This is a genomic window from Stenotrophomonas aracearum (assembly GCF_031834615.1).
Taxonomy (GTDB): Bacteria; Pseudomonadota; Gammaproteobacteria; order Xanthomonadales; family Xanthomonadaceae; genus Stenotrophomonas; species Stenotrophomonas aracearum.
The window spans coordinates 1443577-1459997 of the sequence record NZ_CP115543.1 but is presented as its reverse complement, the minus strand read 5'-3'; the positions used below and the strand labels follow the sequence as shown (position 1 = coordinate 1459997).

At 67.2% G+C, this 16421-nt stretch carries 17 protein-coding genes; 12 read left to right on the top strand and 5 right to left on the bottom strand.

Going from position 1 to position 16421, the window contains the following annotated elements:
• The first annotated feature begins 16 nt into the window (after positions 1 to 16).
• The 3 genes from PDM28_RS06720 to PDM28_RS06710 are packed head-to-tail and all read left to right on the top strand — an operon-like array spanning position 17 to position 2321.
• On the top strand, positions 17 to 352 hold the full coding sequence (locus PDM28_RS06720) for a DUF3649 domain-containing protein (protein WP_102945864.1): 336 nt from the start codon (positions 17 to 19) through the stop codon (positions 350 to 352).
• Positions 349 to 1995 carry a PepSY-associated TM helix domain-containing protein gene (locus PDM28_RS06715; protein ID WP_311184247.1) on the top strand — a complete coding sequence of 549 codons (1647 nt, stop codon included), beginning with the start codon at positions 349 to 351 and terminating at the stop codon, positions 1993 to 1995. Before PDM28_RS06720 ends, PDM28_RS06715 begins: the two co-directional genes overlap by 4 nt.
• A complete protein-coding gene (locus PDM28_RS06710; protein ID WP_311184246.1) occupies positions 1992 to 2321 on the top strand; it encodes a DUF3325 domain-containing protein in 330 nt (109 codons plus the stop codon). The genes PDM28_RS06715 and PDM28_RS06710 overlap by 4 nt, the downstream gene beginning before the upstream one ends.
• A 24-nt stretch (positions 2322 to 2345) precedes the next feature.
• Here the strand turns inward: PDM28_RS06710 and rlmKL are convergent, their stop codons facing one another.
• Together rlmKL and PDM28_RS06700 are read right to left on the bottom strand one after the other, a co-directional pair.
• Positions 2346 to 4490: a bifunctional 23S rRNA (guanine(2069)-N(7))-methyltransferase RlmK/23S rRNA (guanine(2445)-N(2))-methyltransferase RlmL gene (rlmKL, locus tag PDM28_RS06705; RefSeq protein WP_311184245.1), complete on the bottom strand. Its 2145-nt coding sequence runs from the start codon at positions 4488 to 4490 to the stop codon at positions 2346 to 2348.
• 74 nt (positions 4491 to 4564) lie between these two features.
• The gene (locus PDM28_RS06700) at positions 4565 to 5092 is read right to left on the bottom strand and encodes a hypothetical protein (RefSeq protein ID WP_102945868.1); all 528 of its coding nucleotides are present in this window, start codon (positions 5090 to 5092) and stop codon (positions 4565 to 4567) included.
• Between the two features lie 57 nt (positions 5093 to 5149).
• On the opposite strand from PDM28_RS06700, the gene PDM28_RS06695 reads away from it, so the two are divergent.
• Positions 5150 to 5719, top strand: coding sequence for an N-acetylmuramoyl-L-alanine amidase (locus tag PDM28_RS06695; RefSeq protein WP_311184244.1), 570 nt, complete (start codon positions 5150 to 5152; stop codon positions 5717 to 5719).
• On the opposite strand, the gene PDM28_RS06690 is transcribed toward PDM28_RS06695, so the two are convergent.
• From PDM28_RS06690 to PDM28_RS06680, 3 genes are all read right to left on the bottom strand, one after another.
• The gene (locus PDM28_RS06690) at positions 5720 to 6628 is read right to left on the bottom strand and encodes a sulfurtransferase (protein WP_311184243.1); all 909 of its coding nucleotides are present in this window, start codon (positions 6626 to 6628) and stop codon (positions 5720 to 5722) included.
• Positions 6625 to 7407, bottom strand: a complete 783-nt coding sequence (locus PDM28_RS06685; protein ID WP_102945871.1) for a CoA pyrophosphatase — start codon at positions 7405 to 7407, stop codon at positions 6625 to 6627. The genes PDM28_RS06690 and PDM28_RS06685 overlap by 4 nt, the downstream gene beginning before the upstream one ends.
• A gap of 108 nt (positions 7408 to 7515) precedes the next feature.
• Positions 7516 to 8217: an FKBP-type peptidyl-prolyl cis-trans isomerase N-terminal domain-containing protein gene (locus PDM28_RS06680; protein ID WP_070208063.1), complete on the bottom strand. Its 702-nt coding sequence runs from the start codon at positions 8215 to 8217 to the stop codon at positions 7516 to 7518.
• Positions 8218 to 8453: 236 nt separating this feature from the next.
• Between PDM28_RS06680 and PDM28_RS06675 the strand changes: the two genes are divergently transcribed.
• The 8 genes from PDM28_RS06675 (at position 8454) to pstB (ending at position 16368) form a co-directional block, all read left to right on the top strand.
• Entirely contained in the window at positions 8454 to 8801 is a 348-nt protein-coding gene (locus tag PDM28_RS06675; RefSeq protein ID WP_102945913.1) for a hypothetical protein, read from the top strand.
• Positions 8801 to 9487, top strand: a complete 687-nt coding sequence (gene nth, locus PDM28_RS06670) for an endonuclease III (RefSeq protein ID WP_311184242.1) — start codon at positions 8801 to 8803, stop codon at positions 9485 to 9487. The genes PDM28_RS06675 and nth overlap by 1 nt, the downstream gene beginning before the upstream one ends.
• Before the next feature lie 181 nt (positions 9488 to 9668).
• Positions 9669 to 10880 carry an OprO/OprP family phosphate-selective porin gene (locus PDM28_RS06665; protein WP_311184241.1) on the top strand — a complete coding sequence of 404 codons (1212 nt, stop codon included), beginning with the start codon at positions 9669 to 9671 and terminating at the stop codon, positions 10878 to 10880.
• A gap of 287 nt (positions 10881 to 11167) precedes the next feature.
• Positions 11168 to 12187, top strand: a complete 1020-nt coding sequence (gene pstS / locus PDM28_RS06660) for a phosphate ABC transporter substrate-binding protein PstS (RefSeq protein WP_102945873.1) — start codon at positions 11168 to 11170, stop codon at positions 12185 to 12187.
• A gap of 299 nt (positions 12188 to 12486) precedes the next feature.
• Positions 12487 to 13578 (top strand): phosphate ABC transporter substrate-binding protein PstS, encoded by a 1092-nt coding sequence (pstS, locus tag PDM28_RS06655; protein ID WP_311184240.1) that lies wholly within the window; start codon positions 12487 to 12489, stop codon positions 13576 to 13578.
• Between the two features lie 96 nt (positions 13579 to 13674).
• Positions 13675 to 14643 (top strand): phosphate ABC transporter permease subunit PstC, encoded by a 969-nt coding sequence (pstC, locus tag PDM28_RS06650; protein ID WP_311184239.1) that lies wholly within the window; start codon positions 13675 to 13677, stop codon positions 14641 to 14643.
• Positions 14643 to 15518 (top strand): phosphate ABC transporter permease PstA, encoded by an 876-nt coding sequence (gene pstA, locus PDM28_RS06645; RefSeq protein ID WP_102945876.1) that lies wholly within the window; start codon positions 14643 to 14645, stop codon positions 15516 to 15518. Before pstC ends, pstA begins: the two co-directional genes overlap by 1 nt.
• 19 nt (positions 15519 to 15537) lie before the next feature.
• A complete protein-coding gene (pstB, locus tag PDM28_RS06640; RefSeq protein ID WP_070208073.1) occupies positions 15538 to 16368 on the top strand; it encodes a phosphate ABC transporter ATP-binding protein PstB in 831 nt (276 codons plus the stop codon).
• Positions 16369 to 16421 lie beyond the last annotated feature (53 nt).

Sequence of the window (16421 nt, the reverse complement as noted above, 5' to 3'; positions counted from 1 at the left end):
GTTGTTCGATTCGACAATGCAGGTGTTCGTGGACAGCACGCCAGTTGCCAGCGGGTTCAACCGCTTCGGTGGATTCTTCGCCCGCCCCTGGCTGGGCGTGCTTTCCCGCTCGCTCGCCGCCATTGTCGGTGGCTACGCCCTGGCTGCGACCTGCGCGATGTTCTTTGCCGTGGCCCTGCCGATCGCACGCGCCCAGGCGGTCCTGACCGGCATGTTGGTGGCCATCGTGCTGTGCGCCTGCGCCGCACTGTGGGCCTTCGCCACCCGCACCGCACTGCGCGCGTGGATCGGGATCGCCGCGCCCGCCGTGCTGTTCTGGCTCGGCACGCTCGCACTGGGGGCGCGCGCATGAAGAACGGATTCCGGCAGTCCATGGCCTGGCTGCATACCTGGACCGGCCTGCTGGTCGGCTGGCTGCTGCTGCTGATCTTCATGGCCGGCACCGCGAGTTACTACCGCGAGGAAATCAGCCGCTGGATGCGCCCGGAGCTGCCGCGCAGCAGCGTCAGCAGCGAGGTCGCCGCCGAGCGCGCGATCAGCTTCCTGCAGCACAAGGCGCCGCAGGCCGAGAGCTGGAACGTGACCCTGCCCGACCCGCGCAACCCGGCCATGCGCATGTTCTGGCGCAATCCCGAGTCGATGGTGAAGCCGCCGGTGGAAGGTGAGAAGCGCCGGCGCGGCGGCGGCCGCTTCGGCGATGCAACCGTGGACCCGGCCAGTGGCGAGGAGGTGGCGGCGCGCGAAACGCGAGGCGGCGACTTCTTCTATCGGCTGCATTTCGACCTGCACTACATCCCGGTGCTGTGGGCGCGCTACCTGGTGGGCTTCTGCGCGATGTTCATGCTGGTGGCGATCATCACCGGGGTGATCACCCACAAGAAGATCTTCAAGGACTTCTTCACTTTCCGGCCTGAAAAAGGCCTTCGTTCGTGGCTGGACTTCCACAACGTCAGCGCGGTGATGGCCCTGCCCTACCACGCGATGATCACCTACACCGGCATCGTCACGCTGATGTTCATGTACCTGCCGCAGGGCGTGAGCGTGGCCTATCCCAAGGATGAGGACGCCTTCTTCAGCGAGGCGTTCGCGCGCCTGGCCGACCCTGCCGAGCCCGCCGCGGGCAGCACCCCCTCGCTGCCGATCCAGCAGCTGCTGGACAGCGCGCGGGCCGAGTGGAAGGGCGCGCAGGTGAGTGGCTTCACCGTGTTCCATCCGGGCGCGGCCAATGCGGTGATCGACATCTACCAGCGCGACGGCAAGCGCCTGTCGATCGACACGCCATCGCTGCGCTACAACGCAGTGACCGGCGCACTGGTGGAACACAGCCCGGTGCCAGGCGGCGCCACCCAGACGCGCGGAGTGATGTATGGCCTGCACCTGGCCCGCTTCGCGGACTGGGGCCTGCGCGCGTTGTTCTTCCTGTCCGGCCTGGTCGGCTGCCTGATGGTGGCGAGCGGTGTGGTGCTATGGGCGGTCAAGGAACGTCCCAAGCATGCCAAGAGCGGTCGCATCGGCTTCGGCCTGCGGCTGGTGGATGCGCTCAACATCGGCGCGGTCGCCGGCCTGCCGATCGCCTTTGCCGCCTACTTCTGGGGCAACCGGTTGTTGCCGGTGCAGTTGGCCGAACGCGCCGATGCCGAAGCCAGCGTGTTCTTCTACGCGTGGGGCGCGGCGCTGCTGGCCGCCTTCATCTGGCCCAAGCGCATGATGTGGGCCTGGCAGCTGTACCTGGGTGCCGCGTTGTTCGCGCTGATCCCGCTCCTCAATGCCTTCACCACCCACGCGCACCTTGGCGTGACCCTGCGCAACGGCGACTGGGTGCTGGCCGGGTTCGACCTGGTGATGCTGGCCTTCGGCGCAATGCTCGCCTACTGCGGCCTGCGCATGCAGCGCTGGCAACCGGCGCTGAGCGCGGCCGAAAAGAAGAAGCGCCAGATGGCGGCGGCTGCCGCTGCTTCGGCGCAGACGGCGGAGACGGCGGAGGCCAGCGCATGATGCTGCTGGCGATCACCGTGAGTTTTTCCGCCTTCACCGCGCTGTCGCTGGCGATGGAAAAGCACCAGCTGGACCTGCACGGCAAGGCGCATGCGGGACCGGCGCGCATGCGGCTGTGGCGCTGGCTGGGCTGGGCGTTGCTGGCCACGGCGTTCGGCATCTGTGTCGCCGACCACGGCTGGGCCGCCGGGCCGGTGCTGTGGCTGGGTGCGATGACGATCAGCGGGGTGCTGATCGCCTTTGGGCTGTACCCGTGGCGACCGCGCTGGATCGCGCCGTTGGCGTGGGTGTTGCCGGTTGTCGGTGTGATCAGCGCGGTGGCGTGACACCGCGCGGACCCCGCCAATCCATCAGGCGCCGTAGCGCCTGAGCTCCCACGCGCGGTGGATGCGCGGATTCCGCTCGAAATCCTCACCGATGGTGTCGGCGGAAATCTCGCGGCACTCGGCGAATTCCTTGATCGCTTCTTCGTCCAGCTTGAAACGGCGGAAGTTGTTCGAGAAGTACAGCACGCCTTCCGGGCTCAACCGCGCCACGGCCGCACGCAGCAGGCGCACATGTTCGCGCTGCACGTCGAAGTCTTCGGCGCGGGCCGAGTTGGAGAAGGTCGGCGGGTCGCAGAAGATCACGTCGAAGCGGTGCCGCTCCGCCTCCAGCCAGGCCAGCGCGTCGGCCTGGATCAGCTGGTGCTGGCTGCCGCCCTTGCCGTTCAGCGCCAGGTTGTCGGCACACCACTGCAGGTAGGTCCCGGACAGGTCCACGCTGGTGGTGGAGGCCGCGCCGGCCACCGCCGCCTGCACGCTGGCCACGCCGGTGTAGCAGAACAGATTGAGGAACCGCTTGCCCTGCGCTTCCTGCGCCATGTGCCAGCGCAGCGGACGGTGGTCCAGGAACAGGCCGGTATCCAGGTAGTCGAACAGGTTCACGCGCAGCAGCGCATCGTTCTCGCGCACCAGCACGAACTCGCCGCGCTGTTCGAAGCGGCCGTACTTGCTGCCGCCCTTGCCGCGTTCGCGCGACTTCAGCGCGACCTGCTCGGCCGGCACCTGGAACACCTCGCGCGCGGCCGACAGCAGTTCATTGCGGCGGCGACGCACGTCGACGTCGGGAATGGTGGCCGGTGCCGCGTATTCCTGCACGTGCAGGAAGGTGCGGCCGGCGCCGCCATCTTCCTGGTACACGTCGATGGCAGCCGCATACTCGGGCAGGTCGGCGTCGTAGACGCGGTAGCAGGTGACCTGCTCGCGCGCCTTCCAGGTCTTGAACTTGCGGATGTTCTTGCGCAGGCGGTTGGCCACCATCTGCGCGCCTTCGCTGAGCTCGCGCGGCTGGCCCGCGTTCTCGCGCTGCGGCACTGCGATGGGATCGCACACGATCAGTGCGCATTCGATCGCGCCGTTGAACAGCTGGTACTTCTTGTTGGCGCGCAGGCCGGTGGCAAACGCCAGTTCGGCGCTGCCGCACAGCAGGCTGGCCCGCCACTGCGGCACCGCCCGCTTGAGCGCGTCGCCAAGGCGGCGGTACAGCACCGCGTCGGCGGCCAGGCGCTCGTCGTACGGCGGGTTGCAGACCACGCAGCCGGTTTCCTGCGGCGGCACCTGCACGTCGGCCACGTCGCGCACACCGAACCAGATCGCCTCGGCAACGCCGGCGGTTTCCGCGTTTTCCTTGGCCGCGCGGATCGCATGCGGGTCGATGTCGCTGCCATGGATGACCTGCTTGAGCGCGGCCCGACCTGCGGTTTCGCGGCTGCGCGCGTCGGCCATCAGGCTGTTCCAGGCGTCACGGTCGAAGCCCAGCCAGCGGCTCGGCGGAATGCTGCCGTGGCGCTGCAGGCCCGGGGCGACGTCGGCGGCCATCAGCGCGCCTTCGATCAGCAGCGTGCCGCTGCCGCACATCGGGTCGAGCAGGCCACCGCCTTCGGCATGGATCTTCGGCCAGTTGGCGCGCATCAGCACCGCCGCCGCCAGGTTTTCCTTCAGCGGCGCTTCGTTCTGCGCCATGCGCCAGCCGCGCCGGTGCATCGGGCCGCCGCCAAGGTCGATCGAGATCGAGGCACGGCCCTTGCGCAGCGAGAGGTTGATGCGCACGTCGGGGAACTCGGTGTTCACCGACGGCCGTTCCAGGCCCTGCGCACGCAGGCTGTCGACCACGCCGTCCTTGACCCGCTGCGCGGCAAAGCGCGCGTGGGTGATCTCGGTACCGGACACATGCGCGTCCACCGACAGGGTCAGCTCCGGGCTGATGTGGTCGGCCCACGGCATCGACGACACGCCCTGGTACAGCGAACCCTCGTCCGGGCAGTCGAACTCGGCCAGCGGCCACAGCACCCGGCTGGCCAGGCGCGACCACAGCACCACCTTCAGCGCCTGCGGCAGGTCGCCTTCGGCGTTGACGCCGGAAATGGTGGCGGTGGCACGGAGCAGGCCCAGCGCCAGCAGTTCGTCGGCGAGCAGGTATTCCAGGCCCTTGGCGCAGGAAACAAAGAATTTCACGGAATCAGGTTCGGCAGGTCAGCGGACCGGGCATTGTACGTGACCGCAGCCGGGGGACCGTCACACCCCCCGATTTACACGCCTTTCAACAGCTCTTCGAACGCGCGCGCGGAGGCCTCGACGTGGTTTTCGAGGCGGTGCCCGTCTTCGACTAGCAGCAGCCGGGCCGAGCGCGCCTGGGCCCAGGCGATCACCTCGGCGGCCGGGATCAGCTCGTCCTGCCAGGCGTGGACCACGCTGGTCGGCACCGGCGCCGCGTCCAGCCTCGGCATTGGCCCCATCCGGGTCGGTGGCACCATCAGGAACAGGCCGCGGGTGGGCACCTGCAACGAGGCGATGGCCGAGATGTAGGCCCCCAGCGACGAACCGGCCAGCACCACCGGCCCCTGCGCGGCGGCCGCGCGGGCGCGTTCCACCAGGCGCTGCAGGCGGGCCGGCACGTCGCCCACGCTGCTGACCTCGCGCATCGCGTCCAGGTCGGTGTAATCGGGGCGTTCGTGGGTCCAGCCGAGGCGCTCGGCCACGTCGGCCAGTGCGGTGACCTTGGTGGCGTCGGGGCCGCTTTCAAAGCCATGGGACAGGATGCAGTGGCCGCGGCTCATGCAGCCACCGGGCGGAAATCGATGTAAGCGCTCATCCCTGAATGCTAGCATCGGCGCATGCCCGAACGCGCCCCGCCCCGGATCGACCCGCAGCCGCTGCCCTACGTGGCGCAGCTGGGCGAGCGCGCGCCGGCAGAGGTGGACCTGGTGGTGATCCACTGCACCGAACTGCCGGACCTGGAGATGGCCCGCCGCTATGGCGAGCGGGTGCTGTACGACAGTGGCAGCGGCAACAGCGGGCATTACTACATCGACCGCGACGGCAGCATCGTGCAGTACGTGCCGGTGGAGCGCGTCGCCCATCATGTGAGCGGCTACAACCCGCGTTCGATCGGCATCGAGCTGGTCAACAGCGGGCGCTATCCGCACTGGCTGGACTCGCGCCACCAGGAAATGTCCGAGGCCTACCCGGACGCGCAGATCGCCGCGTTGATCGACCTGCTGCAGCACCTGTGCCACACCCTGCCAGGCCTGCGCCACATCGCCGGGCACGAAAGCCTGGACACGCGCCTGGAACCGGCCAGCGACGACCCCGAACGCCAGGTGGCGCGCAAACGCGACCCGGGCCCGCTGTTTCCGTGGCCGCGGGTGTTGGCGGCGGTGGCGCTGGAGCCGCTGGCGCCCTGATCAGCCGCCGGTCGCCACCGGCCGCGACGAATCGCCTACCCACCCGCTCCACGAGTCCGCGTACACGCGGGCGCCGTGCAGCCCGGCCACTTCCATCGCCAGCAGCAGGTGGCAGGCGGTCACGCCCGAGCCGCACATGACCACCACCTCGCTGGGGTCATGGCGGCCGATCAACGGCCGCAGTTCGGCCTGCAGCTCGGCGGCAGGGCGCAGCCGGCCTGCGTGCACGTTCAACCCGAACGGACGGTTGACCGCACCGGGCACGTGCCCGGCGACCGGGTCCAGCGGTTCCACCTCGCCGCGGAAGCGTTCGCCGGCGCGCGCGTCCAGCAACCAGCCCGGCGCATGCTTCAGTCGGGCGGCGACTTCGTCCACCGAGGCGACCTGGGCCATGTCGAAACGCCCGGGATACGGCGGCAGCGCCGCGATTTCGGGCACGTCGGTGCTCAGCGGCAGGCCCGCCGCCTGCCAGGCGGCCACGCCCCCATCGAGCACCGCGACCCGGGCATGCCCGATCAGCCGCAGCAGCCACCATGCCCGCGCGGCGGCCATGCTGCCATCGCCGCCGTCGTACACCACCACCTGCGTGTCCGGACCGATGCCCCAACGTCCCAGCGTGGCGGCGAAGGCCTCGCTGTCCGGCAGCGGGTGGCGGCCTTGTCCGACCCGGTCCATGTCGGCCAGGTCGCGGTTGAGATCGGCCTGCACGGCACCGGGCAGGTGCCCCTGCGCGTAGGCCTGCGCCCCGGACTGCGGGTCGGCCAGGGAAAAGCGCACATCCAGCAGGCGCGGCGGGGCACTGGCGGTGGCGCGCGCGTCGAGCAGGCGGGTGTCCGGCTGGCCGAGCGCGTTCGACAAGGTCGCAACGTCGACCAGGGTGGTCCAGCTTTCCGGATTCGGGGCAGTCATTCGGTTTGCTCCAGGCGGCGGCGCAGGTTGTACAGGATGGCGGCGGTCGCGCCCCAGATCCGCTGGCCGGGCCAGCCGTACTCCAGTACATGGCGGATCCGGCCGCGGTGGTCGATCTCGACCTGGTGCAGGTTGGCCGGATCCATCAGGTAATCGAACGGTACTTCAAAGACTTCGGCCACTTCATCGGGCTGCGGTACCGCCACGAACCCCGGGTCGATCACCGCAACCACCGGCATCACCCGGTAGCCGGTGATGGTCACGAAGGGGTCGAGATAGCCCAGCACCTGCACCTGGTCGTGCTGCAGGGCGATCTCCTCGTTGCTTTCGCGGATCGCCGCGGCCACCGCGTCGCGGTCATCGGGCTCCTGGCGTCCGCCGGGAAAGCCGACCTGGCCGCCGTGCTGGCGGAGGGTGTCGGTGCGCCGGGTCAGCAGCACCTGCGCACCGCTGGCACGCGGAATGATGCCGGCCAGCACCGCCGCTTCCACCGGCGGCCCGGGGGGCAGCAGGTCGGCCAGCTCGCTGCGGTTCCAGCCATCGCCGCCGGGCGGCGCATCCAGCGGATGCAGCGCGCGCAGCAGGCGCTCGTGCGCGGCCAGCGAGCTGCCCAGCGACTGCCGCAGCTGCTCACGCAGCGGCAAAACCTGCTGCATCACGTGTTCCTGTTCGTGTCGGGTCATGGTCGACCAGCGGGTGATTTCGTCCACGTTGCGCAGGCAGCCACCGCACAGGCCCGCGCGGTCGAGCGCGCAGATTCCGATGCAGGGGCTGGGCATGGCATGGGGGGAATGTTCCGGATAATGCACGGGGCAACAGTAACGCGAATCCAGAAACAAAAAACGCGCCGATGTTGCCATCGACGCGTTTTCTGTTTTCAGCCGTTGTTACTTGACGCTGACCAACTTGATTTCAAACTGCACGGCCACGTTCGGCGGGAACGGGGTGCGCGGATCGGCACCGTAGGCCTGCTCCGGCGGCAGGGTGACTTCCCACTTGGAACCGGCCGGCATCTGCAGCAGCACTTCGCGCATGGCCTTCATTTCGACTTCGCTGACCTTGATCGACGGAATCTGCTGGGCCGGACGCGCTTCGGCCGGGCGCTGGCCGAACGGGTACGGACCAGCCACTTCCAGCTGCACGGTGCTGGCCTGGGTCGGCTTGGCGCCCGAGCCGGTTTCAACGACGCGGTACTGCACGCCGCTCGGCAGGGTCTGCACGCCGGCCTTGGCCTTGTTGGCGGCCAGGAACTGGGTGCTCTTGGTCTTGTTTTCGCCGGCAGCCTTTTCGTACTCGGCCTTGGCGGCCTGGGCACGACCCTGCTCACGCTTCTGGAACGCTTCAACGGCCGGCTTGAGCTGCTCGGCGGTGATCGCCGGCTGCTTCTTGGCGTAGGCATCCTGCAGGCCCTTCACCACCGAGTTGATGTCCAGCTGCTCGCCACGCTGGGTGAGCTCGGCCAGGTTGTTGCCGTAGTCGTAACCGAAGTAATAGCTCAGCTTGCCCTTTTCGGACGAAGTGTCCTGGGCGAAGGCATTGCCCGTCAGGGCCAGGGCCGCGACGGCGACCGCGATAGAACGCAACTTCATCAAACGTTTCTCCAGGGGTGGTAACTCAGGACGCATTGGGCCGCCCTGAGGCGACGGGTTAGGATAGCCGCCGCAACGTTGAACCGCCACTAACGACGGAGGCTTTGACCTGCTTTCGTTTCCAGAGTTCAAAATCACTTTTTTTTAACGTTTTACCAGGAGTTTCCGCCGTGGCCGACGTGCCCCTGACCGTTGCCGACGATGGTGCCACCCCTGCGCGCCCGGTCAACCGCTCCGTGGTTCAGGGAGGTGAGGTGCTGCGCTGCGTGCTGGCCGACGATCTGGACGCGGCGCTCGCGGCGGGGTTGATGGATTACGTGCCCGCGCCCGGCGACGACACCCTGGTGCCTGGCCATCCCGACCTGCCGGCCCGCCTGCTGCAGGCCCAGCGCCAGTTGCAGCGCGCCTGGGCCGCGCGTGAGCGCTACCAGGCGCGCGCGCAACGGCTGGCGCGACGCGCGGCCGAACGCGAGGCACGCCGCGCCCCGCCCGCCCCCACCCCCGACCTGAAACCGGCCCTGCCGCCAGCCGCTGCTGCGATCCTCGCGCGCGCCAAGGCCAAGGCCGCTGGAAAACCTTCCTGATGCCAACCGTTGCAAAAGCCGCGCCCCGGGCCGCACCGCGCAGCGCGCGCATGCCCAAGGCCGACGTGGTGGAAATGTTCACCCGCCTGCGCGAACTCAATCCGCATCCCAATACCGAACTGGAATACAGCACGCCGTTCGAACTGCTGGTGGCCGTGGCGCTGTCGGCGCAGGCCACCGATGTCGGCGTCAACAAGGCCACGCGCAAACTGTTCCCGGTGGCCAACACACCGCAGGCGATCCTGGCGCTGGGCGAAGACGGGCTGAAGAAATACATCGCCACCATCGGGCTGTTCAATGCGAAGGCGAAGAACGTGATTGCCACCTGCCGGCTGCTGATCGAACAACATGGCGGCGAGGTGCCGCGCGACCGCGCCGCGCTGGAGGCCCTGCCCGGGGTCGGGCGCAAGACCGCCAACGTGGTGCTCAACACCGCCTTCGGCGAACCGGTGATGGCCGTGGACACGCACATCTTCCGGGTGGCCAACCGGACCGGGCTGGCGCCGGGCAAGGACGTCCGCGCCGTCGAGGACGGCCTGGTGAAGACGATTCCGGCCGAGTTCCTGCTCGACGCCCACCATTGGCTGATCCTGCACGGCCGTTACGTGTGCAAGGCGCGCAAGCCGGACTGCCCGCAGTGCGTGATCCGCGACCTGTGCCGGTTCAAGCAGAAAACCGCCGCCTGAGCCGGCATTCCGACTGCCATCTGGACGCAACCGGGCAGTCATCTGTTTCAGGCAGCGTGGGCAACCCCAGCTGCTACCGGGCCCGGGCCTGGGGACGCTTTGTCTGAAACTGTCATATTTACGCAATCTTCACTTATTAGCCTGCGCAGCATCTTCCCACCTGCCTGCAAGGCTCCTTTCCATGAAACTGCATCGCCAACTCCTCACTGCGGCCGTGGCTGCTGCGCTGTTCGTGCCGGCCGCCCACGCTGAAGTGGCCATCGACGTGATCGGCGGCTCGGAGATCACCTTCGAAGGCCTGGTCCAGGCCGACGGCAACTGGTTCGACAACGATGTGACCGACCTCAACGGTGGCGATGCCGCCAACGGCAAGGACAGCGAATTCGAGCTGCGCCGTGCCGAGCTGGTGCTCAAGGGCAAGGGCCCGGGCAACGTGGAATGGGTGGTCGGTTATGACGCCAAGGCCGACAAGTTCCTGGACACCAACGTGAAGTACAAGCTGGCGGGCAACGCCAACCACTTCGTGCAGCTGGGCCAGTTCAAGCAGCCCAACAGCCTGGAAGAACTGTCCAGCACCAAGAACAACGACTTCATCTCCAAGGCTGCGGTCACCAACACCTACGCCGTGGCCCGTCGCCTCGGTGGCGCGTACAGCTTCGGCGACGCCAACTGGTCGGTCACCGCCAGCGCCTTCGGCCGCGAACTGACCCGCAACCTGGCCCACGGCAGCGGCTACGGCGCGCGTGGTACCTGGGCGCCGATCAACGAGAAGGGCCAGGTCCTGCACTTCGGCCTGAGCTATGTCGACTACGACACCGACGCCGACACCCTGCGCGTGCGTGCCCGCCCGAACGCCGACCTGGCCACCGCGCGCCTGGTCGACAGCGGCAACCTGACCGACACCGACCGGGTCAAGACGATCGGCGCGGAAGCGATGTACATCGGCGGCCCGTTCAAGGCCCAGGCCGAGTACTACACCAGCGAAGCCAAGCGCATGACGCGCGACAACTACACCAGCGACGGCTTCTACGTCAGCGGCCTGTGGAACATCACCGGCGAAAGCTGGGGCTACAAGGGCGGCACCCCGACCACCGGCCTGCCGGACGAGCCGGGCCGTGGCATGTGGCAGCTGGGCGCGCGTTACGACTCGATGAACCTGGACGACGGCCATCTGAACGCCAATCCGGTTGCCGGTCGTCCGCCGATCGTGGACGGCGTGCTCGGCGGCAAGATGGATATCTGGACCGTGGGCGTGAACTACTACTGGCGCTCCAACACCAAGTTCGCGCTGAACTACGTGATGGTGGACAGCAAGAAGTACAGCTCGACCAGCCGCACGTTCGTCAATGACGATCCGAACATCCTGGAAGCGCGCCTGCAGTTCTTCTGGTAAGTCGTACGTCACCTGTGCAATGGAAAGGGCGCAGCTTGGGCTGCGCCCTTTTTTCTTTTGGGGTTCCGTGGGACACGCGTGGCGTGTCGCTACGCGATCGCGCCCGTGGTCACGCCATGCGTCCGTGCCGGTTCCGGCCGCGTAGGGGCACGCCATGCGTGTCCGGAGCCGCAGATGACGCGTGTCACAGGTGCGTCATATCACAGACCTCGCGCTGTCATGGAACCGTTATGGAATAGGCACCGGGCGGGAAACCCCGCACCATCATCCATCCCAGGAGCCACCCCGTGATCCACGCCTTCAAGTCGCGCGCCGCTGTTGCCGTCCTCGCCGCGTCGTCCGTGTTCGCCGCCAATGCCGCCGATGTGACCGGCGCGGGCGCATCGTTCATTTACCCGGTCATGTCCAAGTGGTCGTCCGACTACAGCACCGCGACCGGCAAGAAGGTCAACTACCAGTCGATCGGCTCCGGCGGTGGTATCGCCCAGATCAAGGCCGCGACGGTTGACTTCGGTTCGTCCGACGCCCCGCTGAAGCCGGAAGAGCTGGCCTCGGCCGGCCTGGCCCAGTTCCCGTCGGTGATCGGCGGCGTGGTGCCGGTGATCAACGTGGCCGGCGTCGCCCCGGGCGCGCTGAAGCTGGACGGCCCGACCCTGGCCAACATCTTCCTGGGCAAGATCAAGACCTGGAACGACCCGGCCATCACCGCCCTGAACCCGGGCGTCAAGCTGCCCGACGGCAAGATCACCGTCGTGCACCGCTCGGACGGTTCGGGCACCACCTTCAACTTCGTCAACTACCTCTCCAAGGTCAACCCGGAGTGGAAGAGCAAGGTCGGCGAAGGCACCTCGGTGCAGTGGCCGGTCGGCATCGGTGGCAAGGGCAACGAAGGCGTTGCCGCCTACGTGAAGCAGATCAAGGGTGGCATCGGCTACGTCGAACTGTCCTACGCCCTGCAGAACAAGATGTCCTACGCCGCGATGAAGAACGCGTCGGGCAAGGTCGTGCTGCCGAGCGACGAGTCGTTCGCCGCCGCTGCCGCCAGCGCCGACTGGGCCAACGCCAAGGACTTCTACCTGGTCATGACCAACGCCCCGGGCGCCGAAGCGTGGCCGATCACCGCCACCAACTTCATCCTGGTCCGCAAGCAGCCGAAGAACGTGAACAGCGCCAAGGCCACCCAGGAGTTCTTCCGCTGGATCTACAAGAGCGGCGACGCCCAGGCCAAGCAGCTGGACTACGTGCCGCTGCCGGACAGCCTGGTCAAGCAGATCGAGACCTACTGGTCGCAGAACCTGAAATATTGATTGGCCGTCACGACCAGCGGTCGTGACCTACCACGGTAGGTATCGACCGCTGGTCGATACACCACCCAGGCAAAGGTGCCGCCAGGTCCTCTCTCCCCCTGGCGGCACCTCTCCGGCGCGGATCTGTTGATCCGCGCTTTTTTATTGGGCGCCCTGCCCCGCCCGGGGGGCCGCCAGGCCTTGTCCTGCGGGGGTTTAACGTGCCCTCTGTCACGACGTCATCAAGCTGTAACAAAAACATCATTTCATAGCAGCGTCAGCCGGCCAGCCCGGCACCCCATCCCGCTACGGAGTGACGCATGAAACTGCATTCGGCCAGCTTTGCCGCCCTTTCCCTGGCCATCGCGCTGGGCCTGTCCGCCTGCAAGCCGGCCGCTGAAGGCCAGGCCACGGCACCGGCCGCAGATGCCCCCGCCGCCGCCCCGGCCGCGGGCGACAAGGTGACCGCCGAGATCTCCGGCGCGGGCGCCTCCTTCATTTTCCCGCTGGTCTCCAAGTGGTCGGCCGACTACAACGCCGCCACCGGCGCCAAGATCAACTACCAGTCGATCGGCTCGGGCGGCGGTATCGCCCAGATCAAGGCCGGCACCGTCGACTTCGGTTCCTCCGACAAGCCGCTGTCCAGCGAAGAGCTGGCCCAGGCCGGGCTCGGCCAGTTCCCGTCCGCCATCGGCGGCGTGGTCCCGGTGGTGAACATCGAGGGCCTGGAAGCCGGCAAGCTGCGCCTGAGCGGCGCCCTGCTGGCCGACATCTTCCTGGGCAAGGTCAAGACCTGGAACGACCCGGCCATCGTCGCCGCCAACCCGGGCGTGAAGCTGCCCGACGGCAAGATCACCCTGGTCCACCGTTCGGACGGTTCGGGCACCACCTTCAACTTCTCCAACTACCTGTCCAAGGTCAGCCCGGACTGGAAGAGCAAGGTCGGCGAAGGCACCTCGGTGCAGTGGCCGGACGGCGTGGGTGGCAAGGGCAACGAAGGCGTCGCCTCGTACGTGAAGCAGATCAAGGGTTCGATCGGTTACGTCGAACTGGCCTACGCGCTGCAGAACGGCATGCCGTACGCCTCGATGCAGAACGCCGCCGGCAACTGGGTGCAGCCGAGCGCTGAAACCTTCGCCGCCGCCGCTGCCAGCGCCGACTGGGCCAGCGCCAAGGACTTCAACCTGGTCATCACCAACGCCCCGGGCGACCAGGCGTGGCCGATCACCGCCACCAACTTCATGCTGATGCACAAGCAGCCCAAGGATGCCAAGCGCAGCAAGGACACCCTGGCGTTCTTCAAGTGGGCCTTCGAGAACGGTCAGGCCCAGGCCAACGAACTGCACTACGTGCCGCTGCCGGCGAAACTGGTCAAGCAGATCGAAGGCTACTGGACTGCTGAATTCAAATAAGAAAACCGGGGCCTGCGCAACGCGCAGGCCCCTCCGGTTGTAGTGCCGGGCCCTGCCCGGCAAAACCCTTCACACACTCGGGCCCAAGCCTTTCCAATGAATGCCATCGCCCAGCCTGTACCCGCACCGTCATCGCGCGACCTGCGTGACGCCCGCAACGACAAACTGTTTCGATGGGTGCTGATCACCACCGTGGTACTGGTGCTGGTCGCCCTGGCCTGCGCCGCGCTCTCGATGCTGTGGGGCGGCCGCCATGCCCTGCAGGAGCAGGGCCTGAGCTTCTTCTACTCCTCCGACTGGAATCCGGTGGAGAACAAGTTCGGTGCACTGGCACCGATCTACGGCACCCTGGTCACCGCCCTGATCGCAATGGTGATCGCGGTGCCGGTGAGCTTCGGCATCGCCTTCTTCCTCACCGAAGTGGCGCCGCGCTGGATGCGTGGCCCGGTCGGTACCGCCATCGAACTGCTGGCCGGCATCCCCTCGATCATCTACGGCATGTGGGGCCTGTTCGTGCTGGTGCCGGTGATGACCGAGTACGTCACCCCCACCCTCAATGAAACCCTGGGCGAATGGCCGATCATCGGCCCGCTGTTCCAGGGGCCACCGCTGGGCATCGGCGTGCTGACCGCCGGCTTCGTGCTGGCGATCATGGTCATTCCGTTCATCTCCTCGGTGATGCGCGAAGTGTTCCTGACCGTGCCGACCCGCCTGAAGGAATCGGCCTACGCGCTGGGCTCCACCAAGTGGGAAGTGAGCTGGGACATCGTGCTGCCCTACACCCGCTCGGCGGTGATCGGCGGCATCTTCCTCGGCCTCGGCCGCGCCCTGGGTGAAACCATGGCGGTGGCCTTCGTGATCGGCAACAGCGTGCGCCTGTCGCCGTCGCTGCTGGAACCGGGCACCACCATCGCCGCGCTGATCGCCAATGACTTCGGCGAGGCTACCGAAACCTACCGCTCGGCGCTGCTGCTGCTCGGCTTCGTCCTCTTCATCGTGACCTTCGTGGTGCTGGCAATCGCCCGCCTGATGCTGATGCGCCTGTCCCGCAAGGAGGGCAACTGATGTCCACCGCCGTCGCTTCCAACGCGCAGCCGCTGTACCTGCGCCGCCGCATCGTCAACATCGTCGCGCTGCTGCTGTCGTGCCTGACCGCGCTGTTCGGCCTGTTCTTCCTGGGCTGGATCCTGTTCACCCTGGCCTCCAAGGGCCTGGCCGGGATCAACCTGGACCTGTTCACCAAGATGACCCCGCCGCCCATGCAGGAAGGCGGCCTGGCCAACGCCTTCTTCGGCAGCGCGGTGATGTGTGCACTGGCCATCGCCATCGGCACCCCGCTGGGCGTGCTGGCCGGTACCTGGCTGGCCGAGTACGGCAACGCCCGCAAGGCCGGTACGGTGGTGCGTTTCGTCAATGACATCCTGCTCTCGGCACCGTCCATCGTGCTCGGCCTGTTCGTCTACACCCTGTACGTGATGCAGACCGGTGGGCAGTTCTCGGCGTTCGCCGGTGCGCTGTCGCTGGCTTTCATCGTGCTGCCGGTGGTAGTGCGTACCACCGACGAAATGCTGCGCCTGGTGCCTTCGCAGATGCGCGAAGCGGCCCTCTCGCTGGGCATCCCGCAGTGGAAGGTAACCGTGCAGGTGCTGTACCGCAGTGCGGCCGCAGGCATCATCACCGGCATCCTGCTGGCGCTGGCCCGCATTTCCGGCGAAACCGCCCCGCTGCTGTTCACCGCCTTCGGCAACCAGTACTGGAACAGCAACGTGTTCCAGCCGATGGCCAGCGTGCCAGTGGTGATGAACCAGTTTGCCGGCAGCCCCTATGAATCCTGGCAGACGCTGGCCTGGGCCGGCGCGCTGGTGCTGACCCTGTTCGTACTGCTGGTCAGCCTCTCCGCGCGTGGCATCCTGCTGCGCAACCGCATCTCCCATGACTGACCTTTCCGCGGATATCGCCATGAACGACCTCACCAATGCCGTGCCGATGCAGCGCATCGCGGTGCCGGCCTCGCATGAAAACCTCGGCAACCCGGCGCCGACCAAGCTGGCTGCACGCGGACTGGACTTCTACTACGACAAGTTCCACGCGCTGAAGAACATCAACCTGGAGATTCCGGAAAAGCGCGTCACCGCGCTGATCGGTCCTTCCGGCTGCGGCAAGTCGACCCTGCTGCGCATCTTCAACCGCATCTACGCGCTGTACCCCAAGCTGGAAGCCAAGGGCGAAGTGCTGCTGGACGGCGAGAACATCCTGTCGCCGAAGTACCCGATGAACCGCCTGCGCAGCAAGGTCGGCATGGTGTTCCAGAAGCCGGTGCCGTTCCCGATGACCATCTTCGAGAACGTGGCCTATGGCATCCGCCACCACGAAAAGCTGTCCAAGGCGGACATGAACGACCGCGTCGAGCATGCGCTGCGCCAGGGCGCGCTGTGGGACGAAGTGAAGGACAAGCTCAATCAGAGCGCGCTGGGCCTGTCCGGTGGCCAGCAGCAGCGTCTGTGCATCGCCCGCGCCGTGGCCCTGCGCCCGGACGTGCTGCTGCTCGACGAGCCGACCTCGGCGCTGGACCCGATCTCCACCAGCCGCATCGAGCAGCTGGTCGAAGAGCTCAAGCACGACTACACCATCGTGATCGTCACCCACAACATGCAGCAGGCCGCGCGCGTGTCCGACTACACCGCCTTCATGTACCTGGGCGACCTGATCGAACACGACCGCACCGAAGTGATCTTCTCGCAGCCGAACAAGCAGCAGACCGAGGATTACATCACCGGCCGGTTCGGTTGATCCTTCCGCACGTTTCCAGATAAACCAGCCGGGCACCGCCCGGCACCACGGGA

Coding starts and splice junctions, on each gene's coding strand:
- pstB (WP_070208073.1), top strand. CDS start 15,538: ATGAACGACCTCACCAATGCCGTGCCGATGCAGCGCATCGCGGTGCCG.
- pstC (WP_311184239.1), top strand. CDS start 13,675: ATGAATGCCATCGCCCAGCCTGTACCCGCACCGTCATCGCGCGACCTG.
- pstS (WP_311184240.1), top strand. CDS start 12,487: ATGAAACTGCATTCGGCCAGCTTTGCCGCCCTTTCCCTGGCCATCGCG.
- pstA (WP_102945876.1), top strand. CDS start 14,643: ATGTCCACCGCCGTCGCTTCCAACGCGCAGCCGCTGTACCTGCGCCGC.
- PDM28_RS06665 (WP_311184241.1), top strand. CDS start 9,669: ATGAAACTGCATCGCCAACTCCTCACTGCGGCCGTGGCTGCTGCGCTG.
- PDM28_RS06685 (WP_102945871.1), bottom strand. CDS start 7,407: ATGCCCAGCCCCTGCATCGGAATCTGCGCGCTCGACCGCGCGGGCCTG.
- PDM28_RS06715 (WP_311184247.1), top strand. CDS start 349: ATGAAGAACGGATTCCGGCAGTCCATGGCCTGGCTGCATACCTGGACC.
- PDM28_RS06720 (WP_102945864.1), top strand. CDS start 17: ATGCAGGTGTTCGTGGACAGCACGCCAGTTGCCAGCGGGTTCAACCGC.
- PDM28_RS06690 (WP_311184243.1), bottom strand. CDS start 6,628: ATGACTGCCCCGAATCCGGAAAGCTGGACCACCCTGGTCGACGTTGCG.
- PDM28_RS06695 (WP_311184244.1), top strand. CDS start 5,150: ATGCCCGAACGCGCCCCGCCCCGGATCGACCCGCAGCCGCTGCCCTAC.
- PDM28_RS06710 (WP_311184246.1), top strand. CDS start 1,992: ATGATGCTGCTGGCGATCACCGTGAGTTTTTCCGCCTTCACCGCGCTG.
- PDM28_RS06700 (WP_102945868.1), bottom strand. CDS start 5,092: ATGAGCCGCGGCCACTGCATCCTGTCCCATGGCTTTGAAAGCGGCCCC.
- nth (WP_311184242.1), top strand. CDS start 8,801: ATGCCAACCGTTGCAAAAGCCGCGCCCCGGGCCGCACCGCGCAGCGCG.
- PDM28_RS06680 (WP_070208063.1), bottom strand. CDS start 8,217: ATGAAGTTGCGTTCTATCGCGGTCGCCGTCGCGGCCCTGGCCCTGACG.